This window comes from Nocardia spongicola, assembly GCF_047200775.1.
Lineage (GTDB): Bacteria > Actinomycetota > Actinomycetes > Mycobacteriales > Mycobacteriaceae > Nocardia.
Map to the genome: position 1 here is coordinate 64,279 of NZ_JBJZOO010000006.1, position 15,937 is coordinate 80,215.

The following is a 15,937-nucleotide window of genomic DNA, read 5'->3' on the forward strand; positions in this document are numbered from 1 at the left end:
CCTGACCCCGATCGGTTTGCCGAGCAACCCCATTGGTTTAGGTGAGCCAGATGGGCCGGTACCCAACCGTCCATGGGAGGGAACGCCAGAGGTTGAAGGTGACAGATTCGGAACATCATATGGTGGTGGCACTCCCAGCAGAGACACCGATCCGACACCACCGGTGCCTTCAACGCCATCATCGCAGTCCCCCACGCATACACCGAACCAATCCGCCCCGGCAACCTCCCAACCCACCGACACCCCTGAACCGGGAAACATCGACCCGACACTGCGCGCCATAATCCTGGGGACCTACGAAAACGGCCAACCCGTCAATGAACTAACCCCACCCGACCCTCGCTCTCCCCTCGGGATTCTGGCGGAAACCAAGAAACCACACCCCGCCACACCCCCAGCCGAGCCACCGTCTCAACCACAGGCTGCCACCTCCCGCGATTCCAGGGGCCTCCCGGTCACCGGCGTGCCCGAGTCGATCCTCAAACCGCAGACGATCTTCATCACCGGCACCGCCTACACCGAGCAACAACTAGCAGCCGACATCGAAACACTCCGCAACGGACCCGTCGCCTGGGTCGGTGGGCTCAGCCCCTACGAAAAGGCCCAAGCACGACTGGAGTTGGCTCGTTACACGCCGAAAGAGCAAGAATACGACCTGTTGTGGGCAACCAGAGGCACCCGCACCGACGCCGAAGTGCTGCGGCAGCGAGAAGCGATGCAACGCCTCCGACAAGCGGGAATCCCGTGGTTGGACCCCGCGATCCGCCTGTACATGGATGCATGGGACGACATTCCAAAAATAAGCAGCGTCTACGATCCCGTCCCCAAAAACACACGTCCACCACGCCCCGTACCAACCGAAACCCAGGCACCGCGCAAACCATTCAACATCAATCAATGGCAGGCCGATGCCAACAACTGGATCTACAACTCCGTTCAGGGAGCGTTCAACTCCGTTCAGGGAGCGTTCGTCGACCCCTCAGTCGTGGTGTGGGAGTACTCACGCGGCATAGGTGACCACAGTTGGGTTGACGCCACCAAAGCAGCAGGCGAACTCGGCTTCAACATCATCACCACGATCCCCGGCCCTGACACCGCGATCGCCGCGGCAGGTGCCTGGGGTCTGCGTGGACTGCGCGGTGCGGAGTTAGCTGCCAGAGCGCGGACCCTCATCGCAAACGCCGACAGCGCTGCCGACGCCGCCCGCATAGGAAGACAGCTGCGAGAACAACAACTCCTCGACGACGCCGAACAGTTCTCGCAACGCCGCATACCCCACCAAGGGACCGATACCGAACCGCAACTACCACCCCAGCCCGGCCGTCACCCGGATACACCAAGCGCCGCGCTGTCGGCCCCGCACACAACATCCAGAACCCACACACCCAACAGCACAGCCACCGACGGACCCACCACAACCAGCCCCACACCCACGCGAACGGAACCCAGGTCCAGCGAACCCATACTAGAGGCACCAGGGGCATGGGTACCCCCGCAACGCCCCACCCCGGCGAAGTCGATCAATGTCACGGGACTGAACCCGCGGAGACAGAATCCGTTCACCGATCAAGAACTGGAGGCCGATACCGTCTACAATCTGCCGAATGGAATGCGGATCTTCACCGATGCCGACGGTAAGCCGCACTACGTGGAGGCACTGGCTGGCAACCGGATCGACGGTTTCACACCGGAACTGCGACACCTGGTCCCCAACACCACCTACCGGATCGATGACCGGTTCACCTACAAAACCGATGAGATAGGCCGCGTGATCGAGGCGCATGCGGATGATCTCGAGTACCGTCCGAAAACCACAAAGAAGTCACCCTACCGCAATAAGGGCACCCAGCGAGATATCGGTAACCTGCCGTATCCGAACCCCGAGAACTATCACGGGGGACACCTGTTCGCCGACACCCTTGGTGGACCTGGCGACGGAGTCAATATGGTTCCAATGCATAAGAGTGTGAATATGACCTCGGGTGAGTGGGGGGAACTCGAAGAAGAATTCAGAGACGCCCTGAAAGCCGATCCTAATACACGGATCCAATGGAATATCAAAATGGATTATTCCGGAGGAGCGCCGCAGCCCGATACGTTCCGCATCGAATATCAGATAGGTGATGGTCCGAAAGTGAGGGACAGGATTGAAAATGAAGAGTAATGACGATTACGGTATTCCGCCGATGGTACGGCAAGGTGAGTTGATCGCAGAGATCGGTGGTCTACTTGTCGACGAGTTCGGTGACGACTGGCTCGAGTTGCGGCTGGATGTCCGCACCCTGGGGCCGAAGTGGGAGGAGGAGGCGTTCATCAAGCGTAGATCGTTGGATACGGTTCGGGTTCTCCCGCAGACCATGATGGGGCGTCAGCAAAAGGAGCTCAGAAAAGTTACCGCGACTCCTGAGGGTGGTGCGTGGTTTTCGATGTCGTTGACGGTGACGCCGGATCATCGGGCTACCGCGAAGTTCGATTACGATACCGAGCCTGCCTGGCACAGGGGTCCTGCCTATAAGAGTTATCTCAGCGAGCTCAAACGGTTTCCGCGTTCGGAGGAGAACATGCCACCGTGGTTTCGTCAGCGGATGGAAGAGAAACGTTTGGAGAGTCTGCGGCGTGCGGCGGAAGAGGAAGAGTGAGCCGTTTCCTTCCTGTTTCACTGAGGTGGTCCGGTGTCATCGCCGCAGCTTCGCGTGACCGTGGCGGCGGCTCTCGCCAGTTCGTCGGCCGGGCTAGAGGTCTCGGCCGGTATCGTCTGAGCTATGTCGATGAGGTGGAGCTGCCGGTCGCGCGCTCGGCGTAGCTGAGCCTGGATCCACCGGTGAACATGGCCTGCTGTCCGTGTTGAAATGAAGGAAGTGCCCTCCTATCAGGGAAGATTCGAGTTGCTGAGACAAGAATCCTCTGAACAGAAGGGCACTTCGCAGATGCAATTGCGTCATGCCCTTGCCCGTACATCGGCGAGTTCGACGACCCGAACCTCGTGTCGTGTGCCGGACTGGTCGTCCTTGCCCGGCTGACCGACCGAATCGACCTGAACACCCTGATCCGCGACCGCGTCGCCGTCACCGGACCGGCCGGGGCGAACCTGAGTTGGCTCACGTTGTCTCCGGTGGCGGGTTCGAAGTTCGTTGACCTGGGGTGATGTTGGTGGTTGGTGCCTGTTTCAGGCACTAACGGGGTCGTCTGGTGTCGGGTGGTGGCATGGATTCGGCGGGTGCGGACGGCGTCGGGTGCGACGGCAGTCCAGATCGCGGAGTACTGCGCAGGCCGGCGGCGGATCGTGGCTCATGTGGGGTCGGCGCATACCGAGGCCGAGCTCGGGATCCTGCTGGAACGAGCCCGTGACCTGCTCGAAGATACTGCGCAGGAGGTACTGGAGCTGGGGGTGGAACCCGTGGCGCGGGCCGCGGGGCTGGTGGGTCGGTGTGAGGGCGGTACGCTGTTCACCACCGGTACTGGCGACGAGCCCGTCGAGATGGTGGCGGCGGGCCGGGTGACCGAGACGAGTTCACGGTTGCTGTTCGAGGCGCTGGCCGGGGTGTATGACTCGCTGGGGTTCGACACGGTGGCCGATACGGTGTTCCGGGACTTGGTGATCGCCCGGATCGTGGAACCTGTCAGTCTTCTCGACACCGGCCGTGTCCTGGAAGACCTCGGGCAGCGACCGGCCTCCTACGCGACGATGAAACGCACTCTGGCCCGCTGCGCTGGTGGCCGCTACCGCGACCGGATCGCCGATCTGTGTTTCCGTAACGTGTTGACCAGCGGTGATGTGTCACTGTGTTTGTATGACGTGACCACCCTGTATTTCGAGGCGGAGAAAGAAGACGGCCTGCGGAAAGTGGGCTACTCCAAGGAACGCCGCGTCGATCCGCAGGTCGTGGTGGGTCTGCTGGTCGACCGGCACGGGTTTCCTTTGGAGATCGGTTGCTGGGAGGGCGACAAGGCCGAGAAACACACGATCGTGCCGATCATCGAGCAGTTCCAGGCCCGGCACCAGATCGAGAGTATCGTCGTGGTCGCCGACGCGGGCATGTTGTCGGCGGAGAACCTGGCCGCGCTCGACGCAGCGGATATGCGGTTCATCGTGGGCTCGCGGGTGACGAAGGCCCCGATCGATCTGGAATCCCATTTCCGTTGGCACGCAGAGGTATTCACCGATGTTCAGGTCATCGATACCGTGACCCCGAAACGCGGCACCAACCTCGACAATGACACCGCGGTCCGGGCCGAACCTGTCTGGGACCCCGACACCCATCCCGGGTCGTGGCGGGCGGTCTGGGCCTACTCGACCAAACGCTACGTCCGCGACAACCGCACTCTCAACGCACAAGAAGCCCGCGCCCGCGATGTCATCGACGGGACCAAAAGCGCTCGGACCCCGCGGTTCGTCACCTGAATCCGCCCGGCATGTCCGGAGACTTCATCTCTTGAGGAAGGATGAAGTCTGTGAGTTCGAGGAAGTACCCGCAGGAGTTGCGTGAGCGGGCGGTGCGGATGGTTGCGGAGGTCCGCGACCAGCACGAGTCGGAATGGGCGGCCATCGGGGCGGTCGCCGAGTTGCTGGGTGTCGGGACCGCTGAGACGGTTCGCAAGTGGGTGCGCCAAGGTCAGGTCGATATCGGTGCGCGGGCCGGGGTCACCACTGAGGAGTCCGCGGAGCTGAAACGGTTGCGTCGGAGAACGCGGAACTCGAGCTCACCAACGCAATTCTGAAATCTGCGTCGGTTTTCTTCGCGGCCGAACTGGACCGGCTCCAGCGCTGATCGTCAGATACATCAGCGACCACCAGGGCCACCGCGTCGGTGGTGGCCTGCGATGGGGTGTCGAGTCGATCTGCGCCGCGCTCACCGAGCTCGGCGTCACGATCGCCCCATCAACGTATTACGAACACCGCCAGCGGGTTTCAAGCAATCGGGACCGCCGCGACGAGGAACTGAAGGTGGATATCGCGCGGGTCCACCGCGAGAACTACGGCGTCTACGGTGTCCGGAAAGTATGGTTGCAACTCAATCGCGAGGGCATCGAGGTGGCCCGCTGCACCGTGGAGCGACTGATGCGGCAGCTCGGGTTGCGGGGCGCGGTCCGTGGTCGGGTCGAACGCACCACGATCACCGATCCGGCCGCCGCGCGGCCGGAGGATCTGGTGCAGCGCAGGTTCGCGTCGACGGTGCCGAACCAGCTGTGGGTGGCCGACATGACCTATGTGTCGACCTGGTCCGGCTGGGTCTACGCAGCGTTCGTGATCGATGCTTACGCACGCAGGATCATCGGCTGGCGTACCGGCACCACGATGACGACCGCGCTGGTGCTCGATGCGATCGAGCACGCCATCTGGACCCGGGAAAGAGCAGGATGGGATGTGAAAGATGTTGTGCACCATACTGATAGGGGCAGTCAATACACCTCGATCGCCTTCACCGAGCGGCTCGCCGAGGCCGGGATCCAACCCAGCGTAGGCGCAGTGGGATCTAGCTACGATAACGCCCTCGCCGAGACGGTCAACGGCCTCTACAAGACGGAGTTGATCAAGCCCCGCGGCCCGTGGCGCAGCGTCGACCACGTCGAGTTCGCCACCGCGGAATGGGTCGATTGGTTCAATCATCGCCGCCTCTACCAGTACTGCGGCGACGTGCCCCCGGTGGAGATAGAGGCCGCCTACTACTCTCAACACCTGGCCCAGCAGACGGTCGAGTTGTCACATCAGTAAGTCTCCGGACTCACCGGGTGGGTTCACCGCTACGAGGACGAAGGGCTCGACGGGCTCAAGGATCGCTCCAGCGCTCCGCTGCACTGCCCGACCGTCACAGAACCCGAGGTGGTCACCAAGATCATCCACTTGCGCCAGCACTACCACTTCGGTCCGATGAAGATCACGATGTATCTGCAGCGCTACCACGATGTGTCGATCAGCCAGTCCACGGTATGGAGAATCCTGAAGCGACTGAACATGAACCGGCTGCCGGCCTCGCAACGCTACAAACGCCACAAGCAGCGCTGGAAGCGCTACGAGAAGCAGCGCCCCGGCCACCATGTGCAGATCGATGTGAAGTTCATCGAACCGATCACCACCGCGGCCGGGCGACGCAAGCGCTTCTACCAGTACACCGCCATCGACGACTGCACCCGGCTGCGGGTGCTGCGCGTCTATCCCCGCTCGGACCAGAAGACCGCGATCCAGTTCCTGGACTACGTCCTCTCCCGGCTGCCGTTCCAGGTCGAGAAGATCCAGACCGACAATGGTGCGGAGTTCCAGTCGGTCTTCCACTGGCACGTGATCGACCAGGGTATCGGCCACACCTACATCAAACCAGCAACCCCGCGCCTCAACGGCAAGGTGGAGCGCTCGCACCGCATCGACGCCGAAGAGTTCTACCGCCTCCTCGACGGTGTCGTCATCGACGACACCGGGTTGTTCAACGACAAACTCAAGGAATGGGAGGACTACCACAACTTCCACCGCCCCCACGGGGGCCTCGCAGGGCAGACGCCCTATGAGAGGCTGCTACAGAAGACCCAGGCCCACACTGTCAACGGCCATCGTCAGTAGCACAACTAGGACAGTCGTCTGCGCGGGGGCCAGATTCCCTCATCGAGATCTCGCGCCCAGCGGTAGATCGTTTTGCGGTCGACATCCAGCATCTCAGCTAGGCGATCGATATCGCCTCTACGCCGACGGTCCAGCAGGGCCGCTACGATGTCATCGACCTTCTGCTGCGAGGCCCTGACCTCGCTGATCGCATCGGGGAGCTTGGCCCATAAATCGGTGTTGGCAGCCATGAGCCGATCATGCCACAACACCACTTATGTCCCATAGATACACAAATGGGATACTGTGGCGCATATTGCAGCGGTCCGGTCGCGCGCTCCGGCTCTCTTCGGCGCAAAGGACAATCATGGGGCTACTGCCACAACAATTCTCGCTGCTGGTGATCGTGTGGCCGTTGGCACCGGCCCACTGCTGAATGATCTCTTTCTGACGTCCGATGGAAGTCGACTCCTCCGTAGCCCTGGACAGACGAACTCTGCCATGGACACGTAAGGTTTTCCCAGGTCCGGACATGAATGAAAGGTGCTACACCGTTGTGCTGAATCTGATGTTCCACGAGCCGTGCATTCCGCCGAATACCGGCAACGCGATCCGGTTGGTCGCGGGAACCGGATGCCATCTGCATCTGATCGAGCCCCTCGGGTTCGATCTGTCCGAGCCGAAACTACGCAGGGCGGGACTGGATTACCACGATCTGGCCGCGGTGACGGTGCACGCGGATCTGGCGGCGGCATGGGCGGCACTGAGTCCGGAACGGGTTTACGCATTCACCACGCAGGCCACCACCCGGTTCACCGATGTGACATACCGCGAGAACGATGTGTTGCTGTTCGGGACCGAGCCCACCGGGCTACCCGCGCAGGTGCTCGAGGACCCGCATATCACCGAGCGGCTCCGTATCCCGATGGTGCCCGGCCGCCGTTCGATGAATCTCTCGAATACGGCGGCGGTGGCTGTCTACGAGGCGTGGCGCCAGCTCGGGTTCCCCGGCGGTGTCTAGCTCCCGATCGAATGGTGTTGTCCGGCAAGAATGTTCGGTGCCGCTACTCAGTCGTCGATCTCGAATCGTTTGAACCGTGATGTCGCGCCAGCCGACAGGCGGACCGCGGATTTGGGCACGGCGTAGTGCTCGGCGAGCAGCAGGAGGGCCGCCTTGTTGGCTTTGCCTTCGACGGCGGCAGCCCGCACATACAGTTGCAGGCTGCCGTCGTCGAGGATCTCCACCAACGGCCCCTTACGGCTGTTCGGTGTGATCCTCGCTCGCACTACCCTCGGCACCTTTGTCTCCTGTGCTGGTCTTCACGCCTTCCGTGCCGCCCGCGCCCACTGCACCCGGTCCGGTGCCTGCCGAGGGCTTTTCGGTGGCCGCAACCGATTCTCCCGCACCCGGCGCGGGTTTCCTCCACCGCGGTACCCACCGCACGATGCCCCACAGCACAGCCGCCGATGCCGCGAGGAAGCCGAGCCATGGAATCGCCTTGCCGCTGAAGACAACCGCGTCCTGCAACCAATCCACCAGTGAATTCCAGCCGGAGACGATGCCGTCCCAGAAGTTGTCGGGATCGCCGGGATTCGTGTCGCTGGCGGTGATGTCGATGGTCAGCGTGGATAAGGCGATCTGATCGTCGAGATGCCGTCGTTGTGCGGTGAGGCTGTCCAGCTTGCCCTGGCGGGCGGACAGTGCCTCCTCTGCATCGATCAGATCGGAGGTCGTGGTGGCACCGGCCATGAGCGCGCGCAACCGGTCCACCGAGGCTTGCAGCGCCGTGATCCTGGCATCGAGGTCCTCCCATTGCATGGTGACGTCGTCACGGTGCGTACTGATCCGGGTGACCCGACCGACCCCGCCGAGCCCCGCGATGAACGCCTCGGTCTTATCCGCGGGCAGCCGGATCACGAGCGTGGCGCTCGGTGCACTGTCGCCGGTGCCTGGCTGCTCGGTGCGGCTGTCGATCCGGCCGTCCACCTCACGTACCCGGTCGATGACCACGCCTGCCGCCGTGATCGGTGCGTCGGCGGTGATCTCGACGCTTCCGGTGACGACTTCCTTGCGCTCGGCCGCCGTACTGCCGCTGGGGTTGTTCTCCCGCATCGGCAGATCTTGTTCCCGCAGTCCGGGTGGCCCAGGAGCGGACTCGGTGGCTATCCCCGGCGAGCGGTCCGGCATAGACCGCGTATTGTCGCTGCCGCAGCCGGTGAGCATGATCAGCCCAAGCACACCGACGCAGAGCACAGCAAGCTTCCTCATGCCATGCACCGTAGCTTTCGCCGCGCGTACACGGCGGCCGTTTTTCCCAGGAGGGCTGCTGCAGGTGCCGTCCGCCCCGATCAGGGCGCCTGGATCAGGAAAACACCAAACACTCGGTGGAACCGGCGGCCAGCGCGGCCTCGATTCCATGCAGGCGCGTCCGGATCAGCGCACCGTAGGCGTCCGCGGCGAGAACCGTCAGATGCCCCCTGGCGATGGCCAGCTGCATTCTGGCCATATCGAACTCGCCGAGTCGGCGATGACTGTCGGCCAGGTTGAGATATAGCGACGGGAGGAATCCGCGCAGACCTTCGTCGAGCGGCACGCCAGGCCCGAACACCGCGGCCAGCGCGCGCTGATCCCAGCACAACGCGGCAGCGGCCTCCTCTTGGAGGCCTGCGAGATGATGCGCGATCACGCAGCGGTGCAACACCTCCGCGCGTTCGCCTAGTTCGTTCCAGAGCTTTTCCAGCGCCTGCCGCCCTGCCGCCGGGTCGACACCACCGAGCCCAACCGCGGTGAATACCTCCGCCATCCGATCGTCCGACATGCGCCGATTATCGCACATATGTTCGAACGTTTCGAGCGTTGTTCGAACGTTTCCCGCACCCGAAAATTCGGCGCGCGTGGCGGTTTCCGACCACGACACGCGGAATCAGCACGGCGCGCCGCGATGGTGCGAGCGACCGATGCCGGTGCCACCGGGACCACTTGGCAGGTAACTTACCTAGAAGTAGGTTGATGTCACTCAGACCTGCAAAGGAGGGCAGCGATGACCGATACATCCGCTGCACCCACCGGCCCACACGAACAGGCCGGGCGGCGCCGCTACACCCACGACCTCACGGCACAGCATGTCCTCATCACCGGAGCCTCTTCCGGAATCGGACGAGCGGCGGCCGTGGCCGTCGCGAACAAAGGCGCCACCGTGCTCCTGCTCGCGCGCCGCGGCGACGAACTCGCCGCCGTGGTGGACGAGATCAGCGCCGCGGGTGGCTCCGCTTACGGATATTCCTGTGACATCACCGATTCCGCTTCAGTGGATCAGGTGGTCGAGACCGTACTGAACGAACACGGCCACGTCGACATGCTGGTGAACAACGCGGGCCGCTCGATCCGTCGCGCCATCCACCGGTCCACCGACCGATTACACGATTTCGAACGCACCATGGCGGTCAACTACTTCGGTGCGGTGCGATTGACGCTGGCTCTGCTGCCGCAGATGCGAGAGCGCGGATCCGGGCATATCGTCAACATCAGCAGTGCGGGCGTGCAGGTGGCCACACCCCGTTACGCGGCGTATCTGGCCAGCAAAGCGGCACTGGACAAATTCACCGAGGTGGCCGCGATCGAGACGATGGCCGACGGTGTCACATTCACCACCATCCACATGCCGCTTGTCCGCACACCGATGATCACACCCAGCGGAAACCAAGGCCGCGCCGCATCTCCCGAATGGGCGGCCGCGACCATTGTGCGCGCACTGACCGAACGCCCCAAACGCATCGATGTGCCACTCGGCACCATCGCCGAATACGGCGCCCTGTTCACCCCGAAGATTCGCGACCAGATCCTGCACCGCTACTACCGCTCCATGCCCGATTCCCCCGCCGCAAAAGGGGAACAGGGCATATCCGCCGATCAGCCGGTCGAACCGACCATCCCGCACCGACAACCCCGGGTCAGGTCGGCCGCACGCCGCATGACCGGCACCGCTTTACGCCGAGCCGCTCGGTGGGTGCCCGGCACACACTGGTGAATCCGGCCCGCGCACGCGCGGCGAAGCCCGCGACTATCGGCCCGTGAGCAGTTGGATGTCGTCCACGAGCAGGGCTGTCACCGCCTTGGCCGCGGCGGCACAACTGGCCTGTCGTGGCGCGAGATCCTGAGCGCGAGCGGTGACCCGCCAGCGACGGCCGTCGCGATGGGTGACGATCGCGACACCCGCGACACCCGCTTCGGCGCCGACCTGCTCCTGCGCCACGGTGAGATCGTCTGTCTGCGCGAGAACTGTTTCACGCACAGCTATTTCGGCGATCTGCTGAATAGGGGGATAGCAGCTGCGCCCACGGAGGCCGGTCGTCGCCACCACGCCACGTCGAGCCGCCTCGACCACCTCGACAGCTCCTTCCGCATCGAGGCGACCATAGGTCAGCCCGCTGGGCAAGAGCACCAACGCGGGCGCGAACCGGTGGCCGCCGGTATGCGAACATTCCCAGACTTGCCCCGGGTACTTCTCAGCGAGTTCCGCGGCGATCGGGCGACCGAGCAGTGCGCAACACCGGTCGCGCTTACCGTGCGCGCACACCAGGACGGTCGGATCACGCACGGGTACACCTATTCCCGGTGGCGGACCGTTGAGCAGCCGCAAATCGAGCTCGAGCAACTGAGCCAGATCGGTGATCTCGATACGTTCACACCAGGCACCGGAGTGCGCGGAGCTTGCCAATAGGACGGTACGAGAGCCGGTGAATTCGCCCCGGCCCGGGCGGCGGATCAAGGTCGGTCGCACCTGCGCCGCCGCGGTCCTGGCCGCCAGCTCCGCGGTGATCTCCGGTCCGAGCACTTCGTCGCCGAGCACATCCCGCCCCCATGCTCCCGGATGCTCCACACACAGCCATCCGGTCACCTGGGTGGCCGTACCAGGCAACGGGACATCGACCGCGGCGGCGGCCGAGCACAGCATCCCCTCGAATCCACTCATCGGCATCCGCCGCGGCCACCGGGCACCGGGCGGGTCTCCCCCATGGTGATCACGCACTCACGCCACAGCCGGGCCAGGCAGGAGTGTGCGACGGGAAAAGGAACCGTACGGTCGTGCGCGAACATGTCTTCACTCTAAGATCCGGATACTGCCGATCCCCGCTCAGCCGGCCAGGAACGGCCGAACAGTCGCGGCGAACTCCCAGTAACGATCGCGATGGATGCTGTGGCCACACGTGAATGTCGCCACCTCGCAGTCTCGGACACTTGCTTGCAGCACAGCCAGCTTCTCCGGATCGACCATGCCACCGGGACTGCCGCGCAGCACCAAGGTCGGCGCTGTGATACCGGAGAGCCGATCCCACCACTCCGGATTCGGTTTGCGGAACTGCTCCAGCGCGGTCTTGGTCATGGTGCGATCGAAGGCGAGTACCGCGCGTGGGTGCCGGATCAGACTGGTCGTAGCGTGCCAGAGTTCGGGCACTGTGGGGAATTGGCGCGTCAAGCGCAGCTCTTCGGCACCGGACCGCAGCGGAAGCGGACATTCCTCGATGACCAGCCTGCGCACCAGCTCAGGACGCTCCTGCGCGACGCACGACACCGCATAGCCGCCGAGCGAATGCCCGACCAGATCGACCGTGGGCAACTCCAGCCGGTCGCAAAGCCGCAACAGATCGGCGCCGAAATCGTCGAAGAGATAAGAATCGGTGTGCGAGCTACGACCGTGACCACGCAGATCGGGGATGATCACTCGGCGACCGGAGCGCACCAGGACCCGCGCGAACCGGTTCCACGTATGCCCATCACCACCCATACCGTGCACCAGCAATACGGGGACGTCGCTGACCGCGCCCACTCCGGAATCCCGGTAAGCGATCCGCACATCCGGGAATGCCACCTGGTTCACCATCAAATCCACGACCACCCAGGGTAGCGGCACTATAGTCGCCCCCATCGTGCTGTAGTGCGGATCACTCCCACTGACAGCAGCGCGGACCGCCCGCTCGACCGCCGGAATCCACCAGTCTCCCTGCCTAGCCCACCCGCCGCACACGGGACGAATCAGGCCAGCTAGACCTATTTTCCGCTACCCTCGCACCGTGACCGAACGCGCTCGTCCCACTGTCGGCCCCCAGTACCTCGTCGCAGGCCGTTACCGGCTGCAGTCGAAGGTGGGTGGGGGTGGCATGGGTGCGGTCTGGCTGGCACACGACCGCTTGCTCGACCGGGACGTCGCGATCAAACAGGTCCTCACCACAGCAGGCCTCAACGCGGAAGAAGCCGATGCGGTGCGTAACCAGATCATGCACGAAGGCCGGATCGCCGCGAAACTCTCGCACGATCACGCGATCGCCGTGTACGACGTGGTACTGGAGGCCGGTGAGCCGTGGCTGGTGATGGAGCACCTACCGTCGCGCAGCGTCGCGAAGGCACTCGCGCTGGTCGGCACGCTACCGCCGCTCGAGGTCGCGCAGATCGGAGCACAGGTCGCCGATGCGCTGGCCGCCGCGCACGCCGCCGGAATCGTGCACCGCGATATCAAACCGGGCAATATTCTGGTCGCCGACCGTGGCCCCGGTGTCGGCATGGCCAAACTCAGCGACTTCGGCATCTCCCGCAGTGTGGGCGAGGTGTCCGAGGAGCCGGACGGGATGATCACCGGCACCCCCTCCTACCTTCCTCCCGAGGTGGCGCGCGGCGCGCAACCGACCAAGGCCAGCGATGTGTTCTCGCTCGGCGCCACCCTCTACACCGCGATCGAGGGGCAACCACCGTTCGGTTTCCACGACGACAGCGATGTCATCGTGCAGCGTGCTGCCATGGCACAGATCATCCCGCCGAGCCGCAGCGGGGTACTCACTCAGGCGCTGCTGCACATGCTGGAGCCCGCACCACAGCGCCGCCCGACCATGGCCGAAGCGCGGGACGAGATCCTCACGGCCGCTTTCGGTCCCGGTACCGGTCCGTATATCCTCGGCACGCCCGTACGCACCGAGGACGGAACGATCCCGGCCTGGGCGGCACGCAATTCGGCCTCGGGCCTGCGCAGCCCCCATTCCGCACCGCTGCCACGCCCGCACCGCACCTTCTCCGGAGCCGCTACCGCCACCACGACCAAACGCGGCAGAACCACCCAACCGGGCAATGCCCCCATCGCCATCGGCATCGGCCTACTCATCGGCCTGCTCATCATCGTCGTGATCATCGCCGCTGTCTTGTGATCTCCGCTGCCCCGCGCACTACTGCTGCCCGAACAGCAGGATTACCCCGGTACGCGCGGGCCGGATCAATCGATCCGGCGGCGGTGGGCCCAGCGGGTCAGCGCATTGCGATTGGACTGCTGGGTTTTGCGAAGCACGTTGGAGGCGTGGGTTTCCACGGTTTTGACGGAGATGAAAAGGGATTCGGCGATCTCCCGATAGGTGTAGCCACGCGCGAGCAGGCGCAGCACCTCCAGTTCCCGTGGTGTCAGCGAGTCCAGTTCCGGATCCAAGGGCGGTTCGGGTACGGGTGACTTCCCGGTGAACGAGTCCAGCACGAAACCGGCCAGTCTCGGACTGAACACCGCGTCGCCACCCGCCACTCTGCGGATGCCTTCGGCCAGTTCGGCTCCCGAAATCGTCTTGGTCACATAACCCCTGGCCCCGGCCCTGATCACCGCGATCACATCCTCTGCGGCATCGGACACGCTCAGCGCCAAGCACACCGGCCCCGACTCGATACCGGAAAGCACCGCGACCCCGCCACCGTCGGGCATATGCACATCGAGCAGAACGACATCAGGACGTACTGCGTTGATCCCGGCGACCGCCTCGGCTACTCCGCCTGCCTCGCCGACCACCTCCATATCTCCCGCCCTGTGCAATTCCGCACGTACTCCCGACCGGAAAACGGCGTGATCATCGACGAGAAAGACCCGCACGGTCACCTACTTCTCCTCATCCGACGGTGGACCGGCCACCCTGACATTCCATCGGTACCACACCGCACATCCGTTCCACCGCGAGCAGCAGCGGAATCGTTTGCCCGATAAGATGTTCGTCCTTCCGCTGGTGGCCCTGGAGAAGAAAGTCGGCAGCTACTGGTGCGCACCAGCGGCCTCGGCTGGTACGTCATCCTCCGCTGGACCAGCGGAGTCCCTGCGCGGCATGATGATCCGAACCTCGGTACCACGGCCGGGCGTCGACAAGATATCCACCTGACCGCCCCGGCGCTCGATGCGACCGCGGATGGACTTGGCCACGCCCCTACGGTCCTCTGGCACGGACGCGATATCGAAGCCGGTACCGCGGTCCCGGACGAAAATACTCACCTGATGCGCCTCGGTCTCGGCGAACAGATCGATCTCAGGGACACCCGCGTGCTTCGCGGCATTGACCAGTGCTTCTCTGCTGGCACCGAGTAGTGCGGTGAAGTGTTCCCTAGGCAGGCCCGCGCCGGAACCCGCCGCGTCCATCGACACATCCCCCACCGTGACCGGCGCGACCTTGACGCCGTGCTGATCCTCCACCTCACCCGCGATAGTGCGCAACGCCGCGACCAGACTGGACTGAACCGGACCGGAATCCTCGAACAGCCACTTGCGCAATTCCCGCTCCTGACTGCGCGCCAGCCGCACCACCTCCTGCGAATCGCAGGCTTGGCGTTGGATGAGAGCGAGTGTCTGCAGCACGGAATCATGCAGATGGGAGGCGATCTCCTCGCGTTCCTCATTACGGATACGGGCGGCGCGCTCGGCGTTCAACGCTCGCATCATCCGCAGCCACAGCGGAACGGTCAGCAATCCCGCGCCGACCAGCGTGACCGCCACCGCGATCAGCGCGGACCCGAGCGAACTCAGATCGATCCTGGCCAATACCACCACACCGAGACCGACCACGATCAGCGTCGCCCCGGCGACTATACGCGACCAGGTCGCCACAGAAGGGTGTGCGGGCAGTCCTAGCAACGAGCGCGGTCCCTCGACGTCGTACTCCCGCCACACCAGCGCCGCACCGACCGCGACCACGATCACCGGCGCGATCACCGTCGCCGCCGTACCACTGAACGCCCGGGACACGCCGACCGAGAGTCCGATCCCGAGCATGGCGAGCCCGATCGCCTGCCGCCGCTCCGCCCTGGAAGGCTTCACCTGGTCCGAGCCACCCGGCATGAAGATCCACAGCAGCCCGTAGGCGACCGTTCCGGCCCCGGCCAACGCGGACAACAGCACAAACGCGATCCGTACCTGGAACACATCGACACCGAGATGATCGGCGAGACCACCCGCGACACCGCCGATGATCCGGCCACCCGATCGACGTACCATCCGCGCCTGCGGTTCGGTGACCGGCACGGAACCGAATCCGCGAGCAGCTTCGAACCCTCTGGTATCGAACGCGGGGACAGACGGGTACATATCTTCGATATTGGCATGGGTGACAGACCACCGG

14 protein-coding genes and 3 pseudogenes are annotated in these 15,937 nt (G+C 64.0%); 8 read left to right on the forward strand and 9 right to left on the reverse strand.

Going from position 1 to position 15,937, the window contains the following annotated elements; all coding sequences use genetic code 11:
* Window positions 1-463: 463 nt before the first annotated feature.
* The 5 genes and pseudogenes from ACL02S_RS14150 to ACL02S_RS14170 all read left to right on the forward strand — a co-directional run.
* Window positions 464-2,164 carry a DNA/RNA non-specific endonuclease gene (locus ACL02S_RS14150; protein ID WP_412802867.1) on the forward strand — a complete coding sequence of 567 codons (1,701 nt, stop codon included), beginning with the start codon at window positions 464-466 and terminating at the stop codon, window positions 2,162-2,164.
* Window positions 2,154-2,639 (forward strand): hypothetical protein, encoded by a 486-nt coding sequence (locus ACL02S_RS14155; protein ID WP_412802868.1) that lies wholly within the window; start codon window positions 2,154-2,156, stop codon window positions 2,637-2,639. The genes ACL02S_RS14150 and ACL02S_RS14155 overlap by 11 nt, the downstream gene beginning before the upstream one ends.
* Window positions 2,640-3,199: 560 nt before the next feature.
* Window positions 3,200-4,396 (forward strand): annotated as a pseudogene (locus ACL02S_RS14160) (IS1634 family transposase); the annotation flags it as partial.
* Window positions 4,397-4,443: 47 nt separating this feature from the next.
* Window positions 4,444-5,713: pseudogene (locus tag ACL02S_RS14165) on the forward strand (IS3 family transposase).
* Window positions 5,714-5,740: 27 nt separating this feature from the next.
* Window positions 5,741-6,553 (forward strand): annotated as a pseudogene (locus tag ACL02S_RS14170) (IS481 family transposase); the annotation flags it as partial.
* 5 nt (window positions 6,554-6,558) lie between these two features.
* Here ACL02S_RS14170 and ACL02S_RS14175 read toward each other — a convergent pair.
* Window positions 6,559-6,783, reverse strand: coding sequence for a hypothetical protein (locus ACL02S_RS14175; protein WP_412802870.1), 225 nt, complete (start codon window positions 6,781-6,783; stop codon window positions 6,559-6,561).
* A gap of 305 nt (window positions 6,784-7,088) precedes the next feature.
* Between ACL02S_RS14175 and ACL02S_RS14180 the strand changes: the two genes are divergently transcribed.
* Window positions 7,089-7,553 carry a tRNA (cytidine(34)-2'-O)-methyltransferase gene (locus tag ACL02S_RS14180; protein ID WP_412802871.1) on the forward strand — a complete coding sequence of 155 codons (465 nt, stop codon included), beginning with the start codon at window positions 7,089-7,091 and terminating at the stop codon, window positions 7,551-7,553.
* Between the two features lie 47 nt (window positions 7,554-7,600).
* Here the strand turns inward: ACL02S_RS14180 and ACL02S_RS14185 are convergent, their stop codons facing one another.
* From ACL02S_RS14185 to ACL02S_RS14195, 3 genes are all read right to left on the reverse strand, one after another.
* Entirely contained in the window at window positions 7,601-7,831 is a 231-nt protein-coding gene (locus ACL02S_RS14185; protein WP_412802872.1) for a DUF167 domain-containing protein, read from the reverse strand.
* Entirely contained in the window at window positions 7,788-8,801 is a 1,014-nt protein-coding gene (locus tag ACL02S_RS14190) for a DUF4349 domain-containing protein (RefSeq protein ID WP_412802873.1), read from the reverse strand. Before ACL02S_RS14190 ends, ACL02S_RS14185 begins: the two co-directional genes overlap by 44 nt.
* Before the next feature lie 94 nt (window positions 8,802-8,895).
* Window positions 8,896-9,351 carry a hypothetical protein gene (locus ACL02S_RS14195; RefSeq protein ID WP_412802874.1) on the reverse strand — a complete coding sequence of 152 codons (456 nt, stop codon included), beginning with the start codon at window positions 9,349-9,351 and terminating at the stop codon, window positions 8,896-8,898.
* Window positions 9,352-9,573: 222 nt separating this feature from the next.
* On the opposite strand from ACL02S_RS14195, the gene ACL02S_RS14200 reads away from it, so the two are divergent.
* On the forward strand, window positions 9,574-10,560 hold the full coding sequence (locus tag ACL02S_RS14200; RefSeq protein WP_412802875.1) for an SDR family NAD(P)-dependent oxidoreductase: 987 nt from the start codon (window positions 9,574-9,576) through the stop codon (window positions 10,558-10,560).
* A gap of 33 nt (window positions 10,561-10,593) precedes the next feature.
* On the opposite strand, the gene ACL02S_RS14205 is transcribed toward ACL02S_RS14200, so the two are convergent.
* Genes ACL02S_RS14205 through ACL02S_RS14215 form a run of 3 tightly spaced genes read right to left on the reverse strand, consistent with a single transcriptional unit; the run spans window position 10,594 to window position 12,414 of the window.
* The gene (locus ACL02S_RS14205) at window positions 10,594-11,505 is read right to left on the reverse strand and encodes a ferredoxin family protein (RefSeq protein ID WP_412802876.1); all 912 of its coding nucleotides are present in this window, start codon (window positions 11,503-11,505) and stop codon (window positions 10,594-10,596) included.
* The gene (locus ACL02S_RS14210; protein WP_412802877.1) at window positions 11,502-11,630 is read right to left on the reverse strand and encodes a hypothetical protein; all 129 of its coding nucleotides are present in this window, start codon (window positions 11,628-11,630) and stop codon (window positions 11,502-11,504) included. Before ACL02S_RS14210 ends, ACL02S_RS14205 begins: the two co-directional genes overlap by 4 nt.
* A gap of 37 nt (window positions 11,631-11,667) precedes the next feature.
* Entirely contained in the window at window positions 11,668-12,414 is a 747-nt protein-coding gene (locus tag ACL02S_RS14215) for an alpha/beta fold hydrolase (RefSeq protein WP_412803023.1), read from the reverse strand.
* 190 nt (window positions 12,415-12,604) lie between these two features.
* Here ACL02S_RS14215 and ACL02S_RS14220 point away from each other — a divergent pair, with 190 nt between their 5' ends.
* Window positions 12,605-13,726 carry a serine/threonine-protein kinase gene (locus tag ACL02S_RS14220; protein ID WP_412802878.1) on the forward strand — a complete coding sequence of 374 codons (1,122 nt, stop codon included), beginning with the start codon at window positions 12,605-12,607 and terminating at the stop codon, window positions 13,724-13,726.
* Between the two features lie 65 nt (window positions 13,727-13,791).
* Here the strand turns inward: ACL02S_RS14220 and ACL02S_RS14225 are convergent, their stop codons facing one another.
* Both ACL02S_RS14225 and ACL02S_RS14230 read right to left on the reverse strand, forming a co-directional pair.
* The gene (locus ACL02S_RS14225) at window positions 13,792-14,427 is read right to left on the reverse strand and encodes a response regulator (RefSeq protein ID WP_412803024.1); all 636 of its coding nucleotides are present in this window, start codon (window positions 14,425-14,427) and stop codon (window positions 13,792-13,794) included.
* A gap of 156 nt (window positions 14,428-14,583) precedes the next feature.
* The gene (locus ACL02S_RS14230; protein WP_412802879.1) at window positions 14,584-15,903 is read right to left on the reverse strand and encodes an ATP-binding protein; all 1,320 of its coding nucleotides are present in this window, start codon (window positions 15,901-15,903) and stop codon (window positions 14,584-14,586) included.
* Between the last annotated feature and the right edge of the window lie 34 nt (window positions 15,904-15,937).